General features: G+C 66.1%; 20 protein-coding genes and 1 pseudogene. 10 read left to right on the top strand and 11 right to left on the bottom strand.

The features are described from left to right. Positions 1–15: 15 nt before the first annotated feature. Genes MEBOL_RS08740 through MEBOL_RS08730 form a run of 3 tightly spaced genes read right to left on the bottom strand, consistent with a single transcriptional unit; the run spans position 16 to position 2,689 of the window. Positions 16–906 carry a Rossmann-fold NAD(P)-binding domain-containing protein gene (locus tag MEBOL_RS08740; RefSeq protein WP_095976985.1) on the bottom strand — a complete coding sequence of 297 codons (891 nt, stop codon included), beginning with the start codon at positions 904–906 and terminating at the stop codon, positions 16–18. Position 907: 1 nt separating this feature from the next. Beyond that, positions 908–1,819, bottom strand: a complete 912-nt coding sequence (locus MEBOL_RS08735; protein ID WP_095976984.1) for an NmrA family NAD(P)-binding protein — start codon at positions 1,817–1,819, stop codon at positions 908–910. Positions 1,820–1,831: 12 nt separating this feature from the next. Next, the gene (locus tag MEBOL_RS08730; RefSeq protein ID WP_170115471.1) at positions 1,832–2,689 is read right to left on the bottom strand and encodes a pirin family protein; all 858 of its coding nucleotides are present in this window, start codon (positions 2,687–2,689) and stop codon (positions 1,832–1,834) included. 84 nt (positions 2,690–2,773) lie between these two features. Between MEBOL_RS08730 and MEBOL_RS08725 the strand changes: the two genes are divergently transcribed. Beyond that, positions 2,774–3,373, top strand: coding sequence for a TetR/AcrR family transcriptional regulator (locus MEBOL_RS08725; RefSeq protein ID WP_095976982.1), 600 nt, complete (start codon positions 2,774–2,776; stop codon positions 3,371–3,373). Between the two features lie 686 nt (positions 3,374–4,059). On the opposite strand, the pseudogene istA reads toward MEBOL_RS08725, so the two are convergent. Continuing rightward, positions 4,060–4,908, bottom strand: a pseudogene (istA, locus tag MEBOL_RS08715) (IS21 family transposase); the annotation flags it as partial. Between the two features lie 438 nt (positions 4,909–5,346). On the opposite strand from istA, the gene MEBOL_RS41015 reads away from it, so the two are divergent. From MEBOL_RS41015 to MEBOL_RS08695, 5 genes are all read left to right on the top strand, one after another. Further along, positions 5,347–5,640: a hypothetical protein gene (locus MEBOL_RS41015; protein ID WP_157774828.1), complete on the top strand. Its 294-nt coding sequence runs from the start codon at positions 5,347–5,349 to the stop codon at positions 5,638–5,640. A 31-nt stretch (positions 5,641–5,671) separates the two neighbouring features. Beyond that, a complete protein-coding gene (locus MEBOL_RS43585; RefSeq protein WP_095976981.1) occupies positions 5,672–6,346 on the top strand; it encodes a DUF2381 family protein in 675 nt (224 codons plus the stop codon). Continuing rightward, positions 6,343–6,630 carry a DUF2381 family protein gene (locus MEBOL_RS43580; RefSeq protein WP_157774827.1) on the top strand — a complete coding sequence of 96 codons (288 nt, stop codon included), beginning with the start codon at positions 6,343–6,345 and terminating at the stop codon, positions 6,628–6,630. The genes MEBOL_RS43585 and MEBOL_RS43580 overlap by 4 nt, the downstream gene beginning before the upstream one ends. Before the next feature lie 161 nt (positions 6,631–6,791). Then, positions 6,792–8,225 (top strand): SitA5 family polymorphic toxin, encoded by a 1,434-nt coding sequence (gene sitA5 / locus MEBOL_RS08700; RefSeq protein ID WP_483869357.1) that lies wholly within the window; start codon positions 6,792–6,794, stop codon positions 8,223–8,225. Beyond that, positions 8,222–8,572 carry a DUF2019 domain-containing protein gene (locus MEBOL_RS08695; protein WP_095976979.1) on the top strand — a complete coding sequence of 117 codons (351 nt, stop codon included), beginning with the start codon at positions 8,222–8,224 and terminating at the stop codon, positions 8,570–8,572. The genes sitA5 and MEBOL_RS08695 overlap by 4 nt, the downstream gene beginning before the upstream one ends. Positions 8,573–8,972: 400 nt before the next feature. On the opposite strand, the gene MEBOL_RS08690 is transcribed toward MEBOL_RS08695, so the two are convergent. Beyond that, positions 8,973–9,422, bottom strand: a complete 450-nt coding sequence (locus MEBOL_RS08690; protein WP_157774826.1) for a hypothetical protein — start codon at positions 9,420–9,422, stop codon at positions 8,973–8,975. 359 nt (positions 9,423–9,781) lie between these two features. Continuing rightward, positions 9,782–9,976, bottom strand: a complete 195-nt coding sequence (locus MEBOL_RS08685) for a hypothetical protein (RefSeq protein WP_095976977.1) — start codon at positions 9,974–9,976, stop codon at positions 9,782–9,784. A 341-nt stretch (positions 9,977–10,317) separates the two neighbouring features. Between MEBOL_RS08685 and MEBOL_RS08680 the strand changes: the two genes are divergently transcribed. Together MEBOL_RS08680 and MEBOL_RS08675 are read left to right on the top strand one after the other, a co-directional pair. After that, positions 10,318–10,797, top strand: a complete 480-nt coding sequence (locus MEBOL_RS08680; RefSeq protein ID WP_245919569.1) for a MarR family winged helix-turn-helix transcriptional regulator — start codon at positions 10,318–10,320, stop codon at positions 10,795–10,797. Beyond that, positions 10,790–11,992 (top strand): FAD-dependent monooxygenase, encoded by a 1,203-nt coding sequence (locus MEBOL_RS08675; protein ID WP_095976976.1) that lies wholly within the window; start codon positions 10,790–10,792, stop codon positions 11,990–11,992. Before MEBOL_RS08680 ends, MEBOL_RS08675 begins: the two co-directional genes overlap by 8 nt. A 229-nt stretch (positions 11,993–12,221) precedes the next feature. Here MEBOL_RS08675 and MEBOL_RS41010 read toward each other — a convergent pair whose 3' ends face one another. Then, entirely contained in the window at positions 12,222–12,392 is a 171-nt protein-coding gene (locus MEBOL_RS41010) for a hypothetical protein (RefSeq protein WP_157774825.1), read from the bottom strand. A gap of 175 nt (positions 12,393–12,567) precedes the next feature. Here MEBOL_RS41010 and MEBOL_RS08670 point away from each other — a divergent pair, with 175 nt between their 5' ends. Then, positions 12,568–13,050, top strand: coding sequence for a hypothetical protein (locus MEBOL_RS08670; protein WP_095976975.1), 483 nt, complete (start codon positions 12,568–12,570; stop codon positions 13,048–13,050). Between the two features lie 49 nt (positions 13,051–13,099). Here the strand turns inward: MEBOL_RS08670 and MEBOL_RS08665 are convergent, their stop codons facing one another. After that, positions 13,100–13,597 (bottom strand): GNAT family N-acetyltransferase, encoded by a 498-nt coding sequence (locus tag MEBOL_RS08665; RefSeq protein ID WP_095976974.1) that lies wholly within the window; start codon positions 13,595–13,597, stop codon positions 13,100–13,102. 379 nt (positions 13,598–13,976) lie between these two features. Between MEBOL_RS08665 and MEBOL_RS08660 the strand changes: the two genes are divergently transcribed. Beyond that, positions 13,977–14,852, top strand: a complete 876-nt coding sequence (locus tag MEBOL_RS08660) for a class I SAM-dependent methyltransferase (protein ID WP_095976973.1) — start codon at positions 13,977–13,979, stop codon at positions 14,850–14,852. 27 nt (positions 14,853–14,879) lie between these two features. Here the strand turns inward: MEBOL_RS08660 and MEBOL_RS08655 are convergent, their stop codons facing one another. Genes MEBOL_RS08655 through MEBOL_RS08645 form a run of 3 tightly spaced genes read right to left on the bottom strand, consistent with a single transcriptional unit; the run spans position 14,880 to position 18,591 of the window. Beyond that, complete coding sequence (locus tag MEBOL_RS08655) at positions 14,880–16,175, bottom strand: glycosyltransferase (protein ID WP_095976972.1); 1,296 nt, start codon at positions 16,173–16,175, stop codon at positions 14,880–14,882. After that, positions 16,172–17,248, bottom strand: a complete 1,077-nt coding sequence (locus tag MEBOL_RS08650) for a terpene synthase family protein (RefSeq protein ID WP_245919567.1) — start codon at positions 17,246–17,248, stop codon at positions 16,172–16,174. Before MEBOL_RS08650 ends, MEBOL_RS08655 begins: the two co-directional genes overlap by 4 nt. Next, positions 17,245–18,591: a cytochrome P450 gene (locus MEBOL_RS08645; protein WP_095976971.1), complete on the bottom strand. Its 1,347-nt coding sequence runs from the start codon at positions 18,589–18,591 to the stop codon at positions 17,245–17,247. The genes MEBOL_RS08650 and MEBOL_RS08645 overlap by 4 nt, the downstream gene beginning before the upstream one ends. Between the last annotated feature and the right edge of the window lie 106 nt (positions 18,592–18,697).

Raw genomic sequence — 18,697 nt, 5'->3', positions numbered from 1 at the left:
AGTAGTGTTCGCCGTTCATCCCGTCGCCCGTGCGACCAGCGCCTCCGACTCCGCCAGGAACTTGGCGACGTGCGCGCCGTCCGCGAGCGTTGGCGAGGGCATGATCGCGAAGCCTTTCTGGTTGAACAGCGCCCCGCTGTGGCCTTCAAGGTCGGGCGAGACGAGCAGCGGCGTGATGCGCGCCGCGTATGTCTCCGGGCTCGGCGTGAAGAATCCGATCAGCGTCTCCATGAAGCGCGACTTGAACGAGTCCTTGCCGAAGAAGTTGTCGCGGATGTTCGTCTTGATGAGACCGGGGTTCAGGCCGAAGAACGTCGCGTGTGGGTATCGCTTCGCCGCGTCGAGGACGAGCATCTCGTTGCCTGCAACGGTGTTCATGTGCACCGTCATCGCGCTGTAGGACCTGTCGGCGTTGAGATCGCCGAGTGTGCCGGCCTGGCCCGTCCCCGGATAGCCCATCACGAACACCCGCGGCTTCAGCTTCGCGCGTTCAGCAGGTCGCCCCTTGCCAAGACGCGGCGCGAGCTCACGAAGCATCACGAGGCGATTCAGGTAGCTCACCGCGATATCGCGCTCGAGCCCCTCTGCGGTCTCCTGGCGCTTCGGCGCCGCGAAGATGCCCGCGGTGAACACCAACAGGTCGAGCTGTTCGGCAGGTAGCGCCTTGGCGACCCGCTCGGCCTCGCGCAGCAGGCTCAAGTCGGCCTTCACGAACTCGATGCCCGGCACGCCCTTGTCACGGAACGTCTGGCCGACGACCGTGACGCTCGCACCGCGAGACACGAGCACGCCCGTGATTGCGCGCCCGAGCCCGCCGGTGCCGCCGATGACGGCGATCTTCCAGCCCTTCAAGTCAAGGCTCGCGGCGTCGACGCGCCGCCACGTGATGTTCGGGTCCTGCTTCATGTCAGAGTCCCTCCTTCGCGACGTAGGCGCGCACGGTGGTCGGCTTGATCGACGGGTAGCGGTCGTTCATCAGCTCGTCGAGCTTGCCTTCACCGCTCAGGACCGAGCGGAGGTACATGAGCGGCAGGTACGCGAGCAGGTTCTGTGGGTTGTGCTTCTGCAGCTCCGCGATGCGCGTGCTGAGGTCGTCGAGGGAGCCGAGCCGCTCGACCTTGAGCTTCTTGCCCGAGCCGGCCTCGTACTCCTGCACGAGCTGCTCGAAGTCGACGACGCTGCCGGCGACACCGAACTTGCGCGGCACCGGCCGGTCGTCGACCGCGACCTCGGCGGTGTACCGGGCGGTGTCCTCGTAGGTCGTCCAGTCCATGGGCTGCTTGCCGTCGCCCCAGACGTATGCCGTCTGCTTCTCGACATCGATCACGCGGATGAAGCCGAAGAGGACGCCACGATCGAGGAAGCCGCCGTTGAGCACGTGAACCACCTCGACGTCGCCGCGCTCGGCCTCTTCGATGAGCGCGAACTGTCGGCGCATCTCGGAGGTCACGATGTTGCCGGGCTTCACCTTGAACAGGTCGAGCGCGTAGTCCGAGGGAATGAAGCGCCGCACGCCGGCGTGTCGCGCCGCGTGCAGAAGCCGCCTTTGCCCTTCAATAATGACGTCGGGGCCACCCTGTACTGCGGAAACGACGGCGTACGCGCCCTTGCAGAGCGTCGCGAGCGCCGCGCCATCTTCGGGCCCGAGCGCGCCCTCGATGATCTCCGCGCCTCGCCTCTCGAGCTCGGCGACCTTGGCGCGGCTGGCCGCGCGCACGAGCAGCCGGAGCTGCACGTCGGGCTTCTCCAGCAGCGCGTTGGCGATCAGGGTTCCCAGGTGGCCGGTGCTGCCCACCAGTGCGATGGTCCTCTTGGTCATTGTCGTCCTCGGTCAGGTGTCGTTTTCGGACGCAAGCGCGCCCATACCGCCCGCGCGATAGCGCTCGATCGCGGAGGCGAGCTGCTGCTCGGTGTTCATGACGAACGGGCCGTGCGAGACGAGCGGCTCGCGAAGAGGGCGTCCCGCGATCAGTACGACCTGCGCGCCCTCCGACGTCGCGCGCAGCAGCACCGCGCCCTCGACGTCAGCAAAGCTGGCCACTTCGAGCGTGCCGAGCTGACGACCCTCGTTGCCGACGAGCGTGCTTCCCTTGATGACGTATGCGAGCACGCTACGGTCAGCCGGAAACGCCTCCTCGAATACCGCGTCAGGCTCGAGCTTCACGTCGAGCAGCGTGATGTCGCCCGGCGCCTCAAGCTTGGAGTGGACGTCGCCGGAGGTGCCAGCGGCCACGCGCAGGCGAGCGCCCGGGAGTTCGCGCACGGGAACGTCGGGCCCGTCGACGAACAAGAGGCGCGGTCGCAGCAGCTTCTCGGCTGCGGGCAGATTCACGAAGATCTGCAGCCCGTGCGAGAGCTTCCCGCGTGTCGCGGGGTACTCCTCGTGCAGCACCCCGCTGCCGGTCACGGTCCAGATGACGGCACCCGGGCGGGCCACGACCCGGTCGCCCAGGCTGTCGCGGTTGATGAACTCGCCCTCTCCGTCTTCGAAGAGGTAGGTCACCGCCGAGAAGCCGGCGTGCGGGTGCGGCGCGAACATCGGCGCGCGGATGTGGAAGTGGTCAATGGTGATGACGGGGTCGATGTCGCGTCCGACCGAGCCCGACGATACATTTGCCGCGCTGAACTCGTACGAGCCCGGACGTTTCCTTGCGCCGCCAATGCTGGCGATGTTGCGGTAGATCGTCATAGTGCTCATCTTCCGAATGGGCTGGTTTCTTTCTGGAAAGAAATAAATAGAACCGCGTGGGCTGTCAAGTGCGAGAGTGATGTCATGGGAAGACCTAGAGAAGTCACGGACGAGCAGATCGTCGTCGCGGCGCGACGCTGCTTCCTCCAGCGCGGTGCGGGTGTCTCGGCGGCCGACATCGCGAGCGAGCTGGGCGTGAGCCACACAACGCTCTTCAACCGCTTTGGCTCCAAGGAGGGGCTGATGCTCGCCGCGCTCGGTCCTCCCAAGGAGATCGACTGGGTGGCGGCGCTTGACGCCGGGCCGGACGCGCGCCCGATCCGCGAGCAGCTCGTCGAGCACGCGAAGGTGATGTCCGCATATTTCCAGGACCTGCAGGCAGGGCTCGGCATCCTGCAGGCCGCAGGCATCGATCCCAAGAAGGCCTACCGCGAGCGCAAGGGCGAGTCGGCACCGGAGCAGGCGTACCGAGCGCTCGTCGGCTGGCTGCGGCGAGCGCAGGACGAGCACCGCCTCTCGAAGTGCGACATCGACACGCTCGCATCGACGATCCTTGGCGCGCTCCACGGCTGGGCGTTCACCGCGCGGGTGTGCGGCCACTCCACGAGCGCAGCCGCCAGCCAGCATTACGTCGAGCGCTTCGTCGAATTACTCTGGAACGGCATTGGCGACACGCTCGAATAGCCGCTTCCCATCAAGAGCGGCCATTCGCGGTGGGGCCTAAGCCAAACGAAGTAATTCCGTTCGGGGGTAGGCTGGGGAGGTGAGCAGTGGACGCCGCCAAAAGCCCGAGCGAGTGGTGCAGCTGACCGCTGGGGGAGCGGCGCTGGCTGGAGGGGTTGGTGCACCGTGGCGGCCGACGAGAGGTGGCGCTACGGACGACCGACTTGCTGCTGTCGGCCCAGGGACAGAGTGCCGCCCAGGTCGCCAGAGCGTTGGGCGTCAGAGTATAGGCGGGAGGAGGGCCCTGTGGAGGGAGCGGAGGGGGAGAGGAAGGCCGCGGAGGGGGGGCCGCCAGGGCTGTGCGCCGGGCCGGTGGAGAGGCGGTGCAGCCCTCTTCATGCACACGTCGGCCCAAGCGGCCCACCCAGCAGGGGGCGGCGGCAAGGGGCGTGGGCTTGTGGGGCAGCGTGAGGGCTTGGGGCTCAACACTCCGCGCGCTGGGCGGGCCCCTGGGCTTGAGCCAGGCTCGCCCTCGACGTCGGCAGCCCCAGGTGCTCCAGAATGGCGCGTACCCCACCGGCTGCAGTCACGTCCGCCAAAACCCATCGCCTGCCTCCACCTCTCACGCAGGCGAACATGTCCGAGTCGAACGTCCTTCTGAGCAGCTCGGCCCCATTCACTCGCGGCGTCCTCTCCTTCAGCAGTTCCTTGCTGGCCGCTGCCTGGGGCGCCTCGTTCGCCTCCTCCGCACCTGCGTGACGGTGGCGTAGCGCCGCCAGAATCCACCGCTCGGCCAGCAGCACGCCCACTTCCACCTTGGCCTTGTCCCGCGGCCGCCGCGGTCGCGCTGGGAGAATCGCGAAGCCGTAGTGCCGCGCCAGGTCCGCGTACGTGGGATTGGTGTCCGGCTCGTACCGGTGCGCCCGCGTCACTCCCGCCTTGAGGTTGTCCGGCACCACCAGCTCCGTGACTCCGCCGAAGTACGCGAAGGCACGCACATGGCAGCCCACCCACGTGGCCATGTCCTCGCTGAAGACTGGCTCCACGTAGGTGAGGTTGCTGGCTCCCAGCACCGCCACGAAGAGCTTCGCCACGCGCTCCTCTCCCGTGACGCCGTCCACCACCCGCACCCCATCCCCGCTGAAGTCCACGAAGCGCTTCTCGCCCGCGCGGTGCTCCTGCCTCATGGTGACGCTCGCGCTTTGCAGCCACCGGCCGTAGCGCTCGCAGAAGCGGCTGTACTGGTAGCCGCCCGGGTGCTCCTCCAGGTACTCCTGCCACAGCAACTGCTTCGTCACTCCCTTCTTCTTGAACTCCGCGTGGATGCGCGCCCAGTCCGGCTCCGGGCGCTCCGCCGTGGCCTTGCTGTCTCCGGGGAATAGTAGCGCCGTCAGCGCACTGTCGTCATCCAACTCCAGCGGCAGCGGCCACTGCAGCTTCGCTACCCGTGCTCGCCCCAGGTAGTCGCACACCGTGCCGTTGCCGACATTCAGGCTCGCCGCGATCGCTCGCGTCGACAGCCCTGCCTCGAACCTCAACCGCAACAACTCTCGCACCTACTCCTGGCTTGGCCGGGGGAATCGTGACCGGTCATGAAGTGGCGCCCGCCTCGAAGCCGCTGGAATCTTCTCTCGGAGAAAGCGCGGTGCCCTTGGGGGATCCATCTCCCGCGCTGAACGCCAACGCCATGCCTCGCACGCCTCAGACGAAGAAGAATGAGACTCAGACGCAACGCACAGGGCTCCGCCTGCCGGTGAAGCCCGTGACCGTGGCTGCTGCCGCCATCGCAGGCTGTACCCTGGTGGAGGGTTGCACCCGTAGCACTCCCCAGGTGCGCCCCGGCCCTCCGGCAATCACCTGCCCCGAGGGTTGGCGGGAGACACATAAGAGGTTCGACCTTGATACTCGAGAAGACACGGCCACGGTGGTGGGGTTCAAGGGAGAACCCGGAGAACTGGCCCGGGTGACCGATGGTCCCGCGACCCTCCAGATCGGTGTCTTCGGTGGCGCGGGGGGATTTACTTGATGGCACCCTGCTTCTTGGAACGTGGCAGCTTGGAGAAGGTCGCCTCTTCGGCACGTTCAACCGCGCGCAGATTCCAGGCAAGGAAACCGTTCCCGTGTGTCTGGTAACCTACCTGAAAACCGTTACGCCCTTCATGGACGAACAAGGCAAGGAATATAATTGCCCCCGCGGGTTGGGCACCTGCCTCGCCCCCGGAAGCAAGCCCGGCAACGCCAAGATAGCCACGCGCGTTCTTCTCTTTCCGCCCGCCGGGCAGCCCTGAGTAGCGCCGTTCTTTTGGAGGTTGAGATTTCGTGCTGCATTCGTATCCTGGTGCCGTCCTGGTGGTTTCCCTCCTCGCTGGTGTCGTGAAAGCCGAAGAGCTGCCCCCCGTCTCCCATTGCGCCGCAACCGCCCGGTTTGACTTGTCGGTGGAGTCTCCCGAGAGAGCGTCGGACGTGTGCGTGAGCGCGGACGAGCCGACGACGTTCTTCTTCGATTCGCGTGTCGCCGTGGGAGCAGTCGAATTTCAACCGGAGGGTCGCCTTGTCGATTGGTCGCAGGGCAAGGAGAGCCTGAGTACCACCGTCATTCCCAAGGGGGACTATCTGCCGGGGGAACGGGTCCGGGTAACGGTGCGCTTCGCGGATGGCACCCTCCCGACGAGCGCGAGCTTTTGGCTCGTGGGCCATGCGGCAAGGGGAACGCGGCGGGTGGAGGTGTATCGCCAGCCGCGCCCGCCGGACGTGCTTAAGAAAGAGAGGGACGAAGCACGGGCCGAGGCGCGGCAATGCCAGGAAGACAAGGCGCGGCTTCTGGCCGAGCATGAGGCGCCGGGCGGGCTCATGGGATCGGCATGGTTGGAGCGGGCCGGGGTCGTGGCGTTGAAGGAGCTTAAAGGGTTGCTCAAGGAGCGGCAGGCCAACGCGCTGTGGCTCCGTGAAGCCACGAGCTACAGTTCACGCTCACGGGAGAGACCCGCCCAGTGAGCGAGGCTGTGAGGCTGCGCCTCAAGAATCCCGGCGCTGAGTCCTGGACGCTGGCGGGGGCGGCGCTGGTGGACTCGACGGGGGAAGAGGTGGAACTTGCCCGGTGGCAACCGGAGCCCATTCCCGCGAATGGGGCCGGTGACGTCGTGGTGGGCATTGAAGGGAAGGCCGCGCAACTCGGCTGCCCTTGCTTCCTCAAGCTCTGGGAGTCGGCCGGGCCGCGCACCATCATCCTCGGAAACGTCACATTCCCGCCTGTAGAGCAAGGAGGCGAGCACGAGTGAGGCGGAGTGCTGTCGTGTCGTGTGACCCGAGGGAAGCACAACCTATCCGATGGGTCTTCGGCGCCTCACCAGACCCGACGGCTTGACGTGGCGGTCAGCCGGTTTCTGTAATCAGCGGGTTTGGCTTCCAACTCGGGCAGCTCGCCCAGAGAGGTGCGGCAATGTCTAAGCACTCTGTCGGTACTCGCCCCGTGGGCACACGGCGGCCGTTGCGCGTGGGGGCGCTGGTGCTGACTGCGTTGATGCTGGTGACGGCGTGCGCCACAAGAACCCCCATGGGCACGGCTCACCGGAACCATCCGTCCCAGGGATACGACTCGCCCAAAACGGGGACCCCGAGGTCGGAAGCTGGGTCCGGAGGGCAGGGAGAGGCTTTCTTTACGAAGCTGCCAACGGACTTCGCACCAGTGCATGTGAGTGACGCCGAGTTTTCGGCAGCCATGGCAAGCCTTTGGCTTGCCATGCCGCTGCGGGTGGCCGCGTCCCGCTCCCCGTTGTATGTCGGCCGTAGGCTGGCGTTGGCTTCCGCGTCCTTGAGTGGCGAAGCGTGGCAATCAGATCTGGCGGGCTCCTATGGGCATTTTTGCGAGCAGTGCGGCACTCCTGGGGATTGCTTGGCACTGTTTGAGGACGGGCCCCGCTTCCAGGATGAAGACAAGCGAAGCCTCGCGCTCGCATTGGCGGTGGGGCCAGCCCTGGAAGGAGTAAACGCGGAGGTGCGGGCCATGCTCAATCCCACACAAATGCTTGCGATGCTCAGCATTAGCATCACGGCTTATATGGCGCTGCTGTTAGCGCCAGTTCCCGAGCCGATAACAAAAGGCGCGGCCCTGGTGTTTAGTGCCGCCCTGTGGGGCTATCTCGGTTACGAATTCTTTGATTTGCTGCGCGCCTATGCGCAGCTTTACGAGGATGCGCCCCGGGCTTCTACCTTTGCGGAGTTGCGCGAGATTGGCGAGCGTTTTGGACGTGTCATCGGTCCCAACAGTGTGCGGATTCTCGTCATCGTGGGGACGGCCGCGATCGGTGAAACGGTGGCCCTTGCATCCAAGGCCCCAAAGCTCCCCGGATTCGCACAAGTGTCGGAGCGGGTCGCAGCCAATACCGGCTTGAGCCTGCTGGAAATGGCGACTGGAGCCGAGCGCGTGATTGTCTCTGTGCCCGAGGGGACGATCCGCATGGTGCTGGCGCCTCACGTCGTGGCCATGGTTGCCAGAGGCATTGGTGCTGGGAATCCTGCGCCGAGTCGGGGAAAGCTCCTTCCCAACGGACACAGAGCGTGGGGGTCGTTTAGTGGCTTCAAGTCGGCAATGGGGCCAGCGGGCCCGGGAAAGGCATGGCATCACATTGTGGAGCAGACTCCGGGCAACGCGACGCGGTTTGGCGGAGAAGCTCTGCATAACACTGAAAACATTGTTGCAATGGACAAGACGCTACACGACAGGGTGAGCGCCTTTTACTCGCGGATTAGCCCCGGCGTCACCAGATCAACGCTGCTGACGGTGAGGAAATGGCTGAGCACTCAGTCCTACGAAGCACAGAGGGAGTTCGGCTTGCTTGCAATGGAGAACGTTAGAAAGGGAATTTGGAGATGAACTTAGAGAACCTCACAGAGGAGTTCGCTCGAAACGTGGCTGCACAAACAGACGCAATCATGCGTGGCGACCGCGGGGGAGGTAACAAGGAAGCGAAGCGATACGTAGCCGCCTACAAGAAACTGCGCGACCATGGCGAGGCTGGACGGGATGCGCTCTCACGGCTATTGACGCATTCACGCATGGATGTGCGAGTCTACGCGGCGACTTTTTTGCTTAGCGATAGGCCAGAACAAGCCTTGCCTGTTCTCAGGGAAGCCGCCAAGAGCGAAGGTTTGATTCCTTTTGAGGCGTCCCAAGCGTTGAAGTATTGGGATGAGGGCACATGGAGCTTGGAGGTTGATTAAGGGGCGCTGGCCCGGTAGTTGGCCACCTGTTGCGGCAATAGACAGTGAGATCCCCAGGAGGGGAGGCGAGGCTCGGGGCGGCAGAGGTGGCCAGAGGACGGGCACGGTAGTCACCTTGGGCCCGATAGAGCAGCACGGCTAAAGCATCGGCGCCAAGCGTCAGCCCGAGGGTTGGCGGACTCGCCATTTGCCGCCCGGCGAGGGGTTCCAAGGGGACCAAAAAAGGACCAAATCGAACGGACGCGCATGGACTCGTCCGGACGGATGGGCGCCCCATTTTCAGAGGGAAAACGAGGGTGTGCCTCCATTCCCGAGCGGAGCGAATCCACCTCTGGCGGGTTCGATTCCCGCCGCTCCCACTCAATATCTCCCGGAAAGGTTCAGCTTCCGGAATGGACAATCACCTGCTCCGCGCCTTGTCCTGTGCTGCAATTCTCTCCTGCTCCCTCCGCCAGTCTTCCAAGATGGAAATGGGGTGCAGCGAGCGGTAGTCGATCTTCTTGTGATACAGCGCGAGATGGTGCTCGCCCGCGATCTGCACGAAGACCGACAGGGGCGGAACAGGGTGACCCTTCCACCAGACCGCTGCCTCCTCAAGGGTGTCGAACGAGGCCGCCGAGGCAGGTAACCCGCGTGACGTGACGGCCTCGATGAATCGTTCCAGTGCGTAATCGCGTCGGAGGGCACGCACGCCCCTCTCACGAGAATAGAAGACCTCCAGATAGTCACTCCCCACCAGGATATATGCGCTGCTGGGCGGCTCGGAGAGGTTCCTCAACCAAGTCTCCGCCTCGTCGCGCGTCTCGAATCGGACGATGACCGGAGGAGGATTGCGGTAGAAGGTCTTCAAGTATTCGTGAAATTCCTCGCATTGGCCTGTTGAAACAATGAATTCGAGCTGCGCTCTAGCGACCAGGATGAGCTTCTTCTTCTCCGCGGATCGCAGGGTGTCGCCGATTCGAGAGAGAGTCCGCCAGGCCCCGCTTGCCTCCTCGCCATTCTCGCCACGCCAGGAGGCTCTCACATCGACAGCAGGGTCTGCTGAGGGGCGTGCGAGATAGTCCTCGAAGCGATAGAGCTGGCCTGTTCGTCAGATGAAGAAGCCTGCCTCTTTCAGGAGAAGGTATGCCTTGGAGTCGCCGGGTGGCTGGAGCCTCTGCCACTGGTCGGCAACCAGTGCTTCCGATGCGGAGAGCAGTTCGGAGATCGTCACTGTGTCTCCGGCATTAGCTCGAACCCCGAGGGGTTGCCTGAGGAATCCACCAACACGACCGGTACGAAGACGAGCGCAGCCCCACCTGAAGCGCCGACCACGGCAATGAAGGCGGCGCCGACAATGACGATGACGGTACCAGCCAGGATATTGGTTCGATGTCGCTTGATCCAATCAACCGTTGTGTCCATGGCTTCGAATCCATCAGCTTCCTCACTGTCGTTGATGGGGAGGTGTAGTTGTCGCTGAGCACACGCGCGCGGTCGCCATCTTGAACCCGCGGCTCGCTCCCGCTTGAAGTGCCGTCTCTCGCCATGTTGCTCGCCGAACAGGCCGGGGGCCGCTTCCCCGCCTTGGCGGGTATCTACCTCCTCGTACCTTCGCTAAATGGTCTTGTATCCAATTCAGTTGATTGCTAACTTGTTTAGTGAATTTGGAGGATGCCATGGCGAGAGGTGCTCGGCCTTCGGGACCACCCGAGGGATCCAAGAAGGCGCGGTCGCGGTCCCTGGGAGAGGGAATCAGCGGTCGTTTGCGGCTCATCGCGCTCCTCACGCGGAGGATCGAGCAGCGGGTGGGCGAGCTCCTGGGCATCAACCTGACGGATCTCGTCGCCTTGGATCACCTCATCGCCCAGGGGCCGAAGACTCCGAGCGACCTGGCCTCGTTGTTGGAGGTGACGACCGCCGCCAGCACGCACATCGTCGATCGACTGGAGCGGGCCGGGCACGTCTCGCGCGAACCGGACGCCACCGATCGCCGCAAGGTGCTCGTCGTCCCGGTGGCGGCCTCCGTCGACCGGGTCAGGCAGGTGGTGGAGCCGGTGCTGGAGCGCCTGGACGCGATCATCGACGGCCTGAGCGAGGCCGATGTCGCCGTGATCGAGCGGTTCCTCGGCCAGATCATCGACTTCTATGTCGCCGAGCTCCAGCGACCCCTGGGTACCCCAACGCCCTCCAAGCCTTCCAGCAATCCCCCCCGTCGCAGAGGAAAGGGTCCGTCCCATGGCTGAAAGAACCGTTCTCATTTGCGGTGCCGGCATCGCGGGGCCTGCGCTCGCGTTCTGGTTGAAGCGCTACGGCCTGCGTCCGGTCGTCGTCGAGCGGGCGCCGGACTTGCGCTCCGCGGGGCAGTCGGTGGACGTGCGCGGCGCGGGGACGGAGGTCGTGCGCCGGATGGGGCTCGAGGATGCGATCCGCGCCCGGTTGACGCACGAGGCGGGCTTCGCCCTGGTGGACTCGGCGGGAAGGGAGTGGGCGCGCATCAGCACCGAATCGATGGGGGGCAAGGGCTTCACGGCCGAGCTGGAGATCCTGCGTGGAGAGCTCGCCCGCATCCTCCACGAGGCCACGCGCGAGGAGACCGAGTACCACTTCGACAACCGGGTGGCCTCTCTCACCGACACCGGGGATCGGGTCCGGGTGGGCTTCCTCCACGGGCCCGAGCGCGAGTTCGACTTCGTCCTCATCGCGGATGGCCTCCGCTCCAGGACGCGCGAGCTCGTGTTCGGCGACGAGGCCCGCATCCGTTCGCTGGGCGTCTACACCGCCTATTTCACGATTCCCCGCGAGCCGTCGGATAACGCCTGGGCACGGTGGTACAGCGCACCGGGCGGTCGCAGCCTGGTGCTGCGAACGGACAACCTCGGCACGACCCGGGCCGTGCTGTCGTTCCGCGGCCCGCCCCAGGGCTACGAGCGGTTCACCGCGAAGGAGAAGAAGGACCTGCTGCGGCGGGTGTTCGCCGACGCCGGGTGGGAGGTGCCTCGGGTCCTGGCGAGGCTCGACGACACGCCCGACTTCTATTTCGATGCCGTGGGCCAGGTGCACATGCCCCGCTGGTCCAAGGGAAGGGTGGCGCTGGTGGGGGATGCGGCCTACTGCCCCTCTCCCCTCAGCGGCATGGGGACGACCGTGGCGCTGGTGGGCGCCTACGTGCTCGCGGGCGAGCTGTCTCGTCACGCGGACCACACCGAGGCGTTCGCGGCCTACGAGCGCGTGATGCGGCCCTTGGTGACGCTGGCCCAGGACGTCCCCTCGTTGGGTCCGAAGGTGGCCATGCCGAAGACGCGGATCGGCATCGCCCTCCAGCACATCGTGGGGGGCGTGGCCTCGCGGCTCGGGCTGTTCCAGTTCTTTGGCCGGTTCGCGACCCCCCCCGCGGATGCCATCCAGCTGCCGGATTACGGCGCCAGGGCCTCCGCCTAGTGCTCAGTCGGGTGCTCTGGCCGAGCAGCACTCGGCGGTCTGTTTGTCCTCCTTGCTCCGCGCTGGGTCCTGGGACTCCGAGATTCACGTCCTCGGGAGGCGTGTTCCAGACGGGTCGAGGCGGCCCGGTACTACGTGCCGCCGAAGGAAGAGGCGGGCTTCCACGTCGTGCACCATGACGCGGAGGCCCTCCTGGGAGATGCGTAGCGGAACGGGGAGGCCAGGGCCCTCATGGGCGTGAGCGTCGTCCCGCGACCTCCAGGCTCTTGAAGCGGGGAAGCGAGAGCACCAGGTCCCCCCGGCCCGCGTCATCGGCGAGTTCCTGACCTCCTCGGGGCAGGAACTGCTCGATGCCGGAGACAAGGGCGGCGTGCAACTCGGCGTCGTCGACCCTCCCCACGACGCTCCCCTGGCAGCGGAGTTCGAGCGCTCCGTGCCGGACGCACTATGCATCCCTCCTCCACCTGCCCCGCCTACGAAAGGCTCCCAGGATTCCTGACGGGCACCGGCAGGCAGGCATCCGCCTTGACGCGGCCGCTTGCCCGCGAGGCTCACCACACGTATGAGCAACGCCTATGAGTGACGAGCGCACGCCCGCCGAGCCCGAGGTCATGGAGCCCACGTTCTGGCGGAAGAACGGCTGGACGGCCCGGGTCATCAAGAACGAGGAGGACGACGGCTGGGCCGTGGAAATCCGCAAGCAGGGGCTCTCCGAACCCGTCCTCATCAGTCCGTGGGTGATGGGCCGCGACAAGAAGAACCCCAAGCCCTTCGATGCGACGGCGTTCGCGACCTTCGTGAAAACGGCCTCGGAGGTCCTTGACCGCTCCGCGCGACAGCGCGAGCAGGCCATGACCAAGAAGCTCTCCATCGCCTGGGAGGGCCGCTGGTACGAGGTCCGGCTCGAGCTCGTGGCCGACGAGTATGAGCCCCACGCGCTGCTCTCCGCCATCGATGACGCGGGCGCGACCGTCGCGAAGCATCGCGTGCCCGTGAACTTCAAGTTCACCAGGGATGTCGCCAATCAGTGGGTGCGGGACGGCTTCCGCGAGCCCTGACCTGGGACTTGACGTCGTCGCGGCTGCCCTCGACGGCGTAGGCCCGGTCCTAACGAGGAGGCGCGGAGAGGTGCTGATACATCACGAGCGCATCGACATACCCCGCCGTCGGATGCCGGAACGCGGCTGGCAGGCGGCCAACAATCTCGAACCCCAGTGACTGCCAGAGGCGCACCGCGCGCTCGTTCGTGCTGATGACGAAGTTGAACTGCATGGCCTGGTAGCCCCGAGACCGCGCGTGCTCCAGCGAGTGCTCGCACATGCGACGAGCGACCCCTCGGCCAGTGGCCGCTGCGCTCGTCATGTAGCCGCAGTTGCAAACGTGCCGTCCGCCGCCTGCCTGATTCGGGCGCATGTAGTAGGTGCCAAGGATGACGCCATTCTCTTCGGCGACGAACGTCTCCTTGTCGGGTCCCATCCAATAGGCCAGCGCGTCGGTTTCGCTCATGTTCGGGTCGAGTGCGTATGTCGCGCCCTCGCGAATGGTCGGAAGGATGATGGCGGCGATGGCCTTGGCATCGCTGGCTTCGGCTTTCTTGATGATCATGGCCAAGGTTTATCGTCCGGGGCGCAGGATCGGCAACGGGGCATCGGCGAAGCTCACCTCGCCCTGTGAGAGGAGTCGCTGATTCTCCATTGCCTCCACGCGTTGTTCCTCTCCGGGTGATCGAGCACGAGGCAAGGTTTTTGAGCCGGTCGACGGCCTGCTCCATCAATGACACTTCGCTCGCTGAGCAGGCGACGCACTCCGCCGCCAATCCGTGTCAGGTCACCTCATTCAACAGCAGAGTGAACCTTTTCAGCGCGGGAGAGCCACGTGACCGGGGCAAGTCCATCGTGTCGAGAGCGGATCGAGGGCCCCGTGTCCTATTGTCGTGCCCAGCCCGTCACCCCGCGCCTGTCCGGGCGCCGCGAGGAGAACACCCATGAGCCTTGACCATTACGACACGATCAGTCCCACGGCCAGGTTGGTCGCCGAGATGCGCCGCTACTCGGACATCCCCTTCGCCGAGGAGATCGCCGAGCGCATCGGGGCCGCGGAGGTCGTACGGGGGATGTTGGAGGGAGAGGCTCCCGCCGCGGAGCTGCTGTGCTGGATGGCCCCCACGCTCGAGGCTCGCTACAAGTGCGTGGTGGAAGGTATCCGGACGTCTGGCGTCAAGCAGGTCATCGAGCTGGCGAGTGGCTTCTCCTTCCGGGGTGATGCCATGAACCAGACCGCTTCGCTTCGCTACCTGGAGACCGACCTCGCCGAGATGCATGAGACCCGGCTGCACCTGCGAGACGAGTTGCGGCGGGACGGGGTGCTCGCGGTCCAGCCGCACGTCGTCTTCGCGCCGTTGAACGCGGTGGAGCCCGACGGCGCGCTCGTGGCGCGACACCTTCTTCCGGATGAACCCGTGGCCGTGGTTCACGAGGGTCTGCTCCAGTACTTCTCCATGGACGAGAAGCAGAGGGTCGCACTCCAGGTCGCGGACATCTTGAGGCGTCACGGCGGCGTCTGGCTGACCCCGGACTTCGAGGTGATCAGCGGCGCGGCACTCAAGCACTGGACCCATCCCCATTTCATGCGGATCCATTCGGCGATCGCGCGCTCCACCCACAGGAGCCTGCGCGGCGCCGCCTTCACCAGCGTGGAGGAGGTGGAGCGCTTCCTGTCGGGGCTGGGATTCCAGGCAACGCCGCGCCCGCAGATCGACGGCACCTTCCCGCTCTCCTCCGTGGGCCGTGTGGGCACGACGCCGGAGCAGGTCGAACTCTTGCGCCGGGATCGCCTCCTCTGGGAGATCCGCCTGCGATGAGGGCCGAGCGCGCCGGCGCGCCGCGCCTCAGGAGAGGAGCGGTGCGCCCGGCAGGCGCTCCTCGATGAGCCGGGCGGCCGTGGCGGCGCCGTCCTCGCGCCGCAGCGCCTCGCCCATCTGGGCCGCGCGGGTGCGCACCGCGCCGTCCTGAGTGTGGCGCAGCGCCTGGGTGAGCCGTGCCGCGGTGAGCTGCTTGAACGGCATGCTGGAGCCCACGCCCAGCGCCGTCACCCGGCTTCCCCAGAAGGGCTGATCATTGCAGATGGAGCAGATGACCGTGGGGAGCCCGGCTCGCAGGGTGGCCGCCGTGGTACCCGCTCCGCCGTGGTGCACGGTCGCGGCGCAGCGGGAGAACAGCCACTCGTGGTCCACCGAGCCCGTGATGAAGATGCTGTCGGGAACCTGGAGGGCCGCGATCTCCGGCGCGGTCCAGTTCGCGCCCATGACGAAGCGGACGCCCAGCGTGTGGGCGACCTCGGCCGCCAGCCGCACGATCCCGGCCTTGTCCCCCCAGGGCAGCCGCCAGGCGCCCAGGTAGATGGGGGGCGGTCCCGCCTCCAGCCAGCGGATGAGTTCCGCGGAGGGCGTGCCTCCCGCGGTGACGCCCGGCTCCGCGGGCATCGTCCAGAAGCCGGTGATGACGTTCGGGGCGCTCCAGTCGGAGGGACGCGGGACGAGCTGGCTGCTGTAGCCGTGCAGGATGGGCGTTCCGGCGCGCCCCAGCTTCTCCCGCATCGAGTGGGCCATCGACGGCAGCCCGAGCTCCTCGCGCCAGGCGTTGACGAGCCGCTTCTGTCCCTGCCAGTAGAGGGTGTCGAGGAGCGAGTGCGTGAGCCGGTTCATCGCTCGCCAGGGCAGCCGGTGCTCGGCGAGGAACGGACTGGGGAACTCCGACGTCGCCATCATCGGCAGGGTGTAGCCGAGGATCAGGGGCCGCTGGAGCTTCTCCGCGATGCAGGCGGCGCTGTCCTCGACCACCAGGTTGGCGACGATGACGTCGGCGCCCTCGCAGGCGGCCAGCAGCTCCCGGTTCATCCGCGGCCTGTGACGGGAGTCGAGCCCGACGCCTTCACCGGCCAGCATCTGCATGAACTTGTCCGCGCTGCTGGCGCCCATCCAGCGGGTGCCTTCCTCCGACTGGAACCAGGCCTCGTAATCCGCCGTGATGGGGAAGTGCCGCGCCCCGCTGTGCGCGACCAGCTCGGCGAAGCCACGGGAGGTGGCGACACAGACCTCATGGCCGCGGCGCCCCAGGGCGAGCGCCAGCGCGATGAAGGGCTGCACGTCCCCCCGTGTTCCCAGCACCAGGACGGTGATCTTCATCGCTCCGTCTGCACCCGGGCCGTCGGCATCAGCTCATGCGCCAGATTGATGCTCGCATCCAGGTGGAGCTCCTGGATGAAGCCCTGTCCGGCGATGGGCTGGGTGTGTTCGGTCTTGGCGGAGTAGCGGATGCACTCGGCGTGTGAATAGACCGAGCCGTGGATCATGAGCTCAAGGCAATGGATGTAGCGGTCCAGGCGGGCCCGGTCCTCCGCGCTCATGTCGAGGGCGTCGTAGAGGGAGGGCATGGAGGCCTTGACGTCGAGGAAGTACTGGACCTTCTCATCGACCATGGCCGCGATCCGCTCCAGCGCCTGCTCGGGAGTGCGGTTCTCGGAGCGCTCCATGGCGAGGACCACGTTGACCTCCTGCTGACGCCGGTCCTTCGGCAGGGAGAAGACGTCGTTCTGGAGGATCACGATGTCGATCACGCACTGGCGCAGATCCTGGATCTGCGAGGTCCCGAAGATGGCCTCGGGCACCTCGAAACCCTCCGCGACCTCGATGAGGTCCACCACGGCGCTCATGCCGACGTCGAGGCGGCGGACGTCGAACGCGGTCCGCGTGTCGAGCTGCTCGAGGCGGTTGCGGAAGGTGGTCATCCGGAGCACGCCGATGAAGAACCACTTCAAGTCGTTGCGGAACCGGGCCATCCAGGACGGGGACATCTTCGTGGAGAGCCGCTGCAGCACGTCCGTGATGCCTCGCGTGCAGGCATTTTCCTGATCCGCGGGGGTCGCGGCGTAGAGGGCGTCGATCATGTTCTCGGTGATGCGCAGCACCTGCCCGGGCTGGTTGCCCAGGGGGCCCGCGAACTGATCGTCATAGAGGAAGCCCCAGGTCATCCAGTCCGTGGCCAGATCCAGGTCGGCTCCGCGCGCGGTGGGCAGACAGTGCCCGGTGAGCCGGCCCCAGTTCCAGGCCTGCAAGCGCCGGATCGCGGAGTCGCTGGTGGCCAGGCCCATCTCACGCGCCCAGTCGACGCTGTGCAGCTGGGCCTGCTCGATGTCTGGACTGAGATCGCGGGGAAAGGGGAACTTGAAGTCGATCGCGGCACGCTGGGAAGTGATCATGACTGGGTTTCCTGTGGGGTGTGGGGGGTCCGGGGAACGGTGGTCATCAAGACCTGGTTGGGACGCAAAACCGAGCGGGGGACTTCCCAGACGCGGTGGCCGGGAACCGGGACGAGCCGCCACCGGGCGGCGATGGCGGCGACGGCGATCACCATCTCGGTGCGCGCGAACATGTCGCCGATGCACTTGTGCTTTCCATCCCCGAAGGGGAGGAGGGCGTAGCGGGGAAGCTCGCGGGCCCGCTCCGGCAGCCAGCGATCGGGGTCGAAGCGCATCGGCTCGGGGTAGATGCGCGGGTTGCGATGGCTCATGATCGGGCTGACGAGGACCTCGACGCCAGCCGGCAGGTGGTAGCCTCCCAGCTCCAGGTCGCGGAGGGTGCGCCGCATCAACAGCCAGGCGATGGGATAGAGACGCAATGTCTCGGAGACCACGCATTGGATGTACTGCAGCCGCGGCAGGTCATCCGCGGTGACGGGCCTGCCCCCCAGCACAGAGTCCACCTCGGCTTGGATGCGCGCTTCCACCTGGGGGTCCTTGCCCACTTCGTGGAAGAGCCAGCTCAAGGCGGTCGCCGTGGTCTCGGAACCGGCGACGAAGAGACCGGCGATCTCGATGCGCAGCTGCTCATCGCTCATCCCCTTGCCGGTCTCGGCATCCTGCGCCGCCAACAACGCGGACAGCAGGTCGCCGTGGTCGCGTTCATCCGCGCGCCGGGCATCGATGAACGCACCGATGAGCTCATCGAACCGGGCCTTCTTGCGCACGAATGCCCGGTTGACGGGAGTGGGCAGCCGCTCGAAGAACTCGCTGGACAGCAGGGTGTGATGGCTGACCCAGGCATTGGCCGCGTCGATGTAGTCACCGATCTCGGTGGCGATGCCCTCCTCGGTGTTCGCGCCAAACAGCGTGCGGGTGACGGCATTGAGCGTGAACCGGTGCATCTCCTCGCGCAGGGAGATGCGACCACCCGGAGTCCATCGGGCCGCCTGGGTATCGACTTGCCGGTGGATCGTCTCCATGTAGCCATGGATGCGCGCCCGTTGGAACCCGGGCTGGAGGAGCCGTCGCTGCCGCAGGTGGAAGTCCCCATTGGTCACGATGACGCCCTTGCCAATGGCAGCCGTTGCCTTGTCGAAGACGCGCCCTCGCTCGAAGCCATCGGAGCGAGCGACCAGCACCTGATGGATGAGTTCAGGGGACGTCACCACGTACACGGGCGAGGTGCCGACCCGGATCCGGACGATGTCTCCGTGCGCGCGCAAGGATTGTATGTATTCGTGAGGCGCTCGTACCATCCTGGGCAGATGGCCCAGGAGTGGCAGTCCACCGGGCGCCTCCATGACGGCGACGGTGAGGGGCGGGCGCTCGGGGGGCGTGGTAGGGGATACATCCCGCTGGAGGTTTGCCGGAGGAGCAGTCATTCGATTTCCTGGAGCTTAATCTGCT

This window comes from Melittangium boletus DSM 14713 (assembly GCF_002305855.1).
GTDB lineage: Bacteria > Myxococcota > Myxococcia > Myxococcales > Myxococcaceae > Cystobacter > Cystobacter boletus.
The sequence above is the reverse complement of the archived record's forward strand: the minus strand, read 5'-3'. Positions and strand labels throughout refer to the sequence as shown.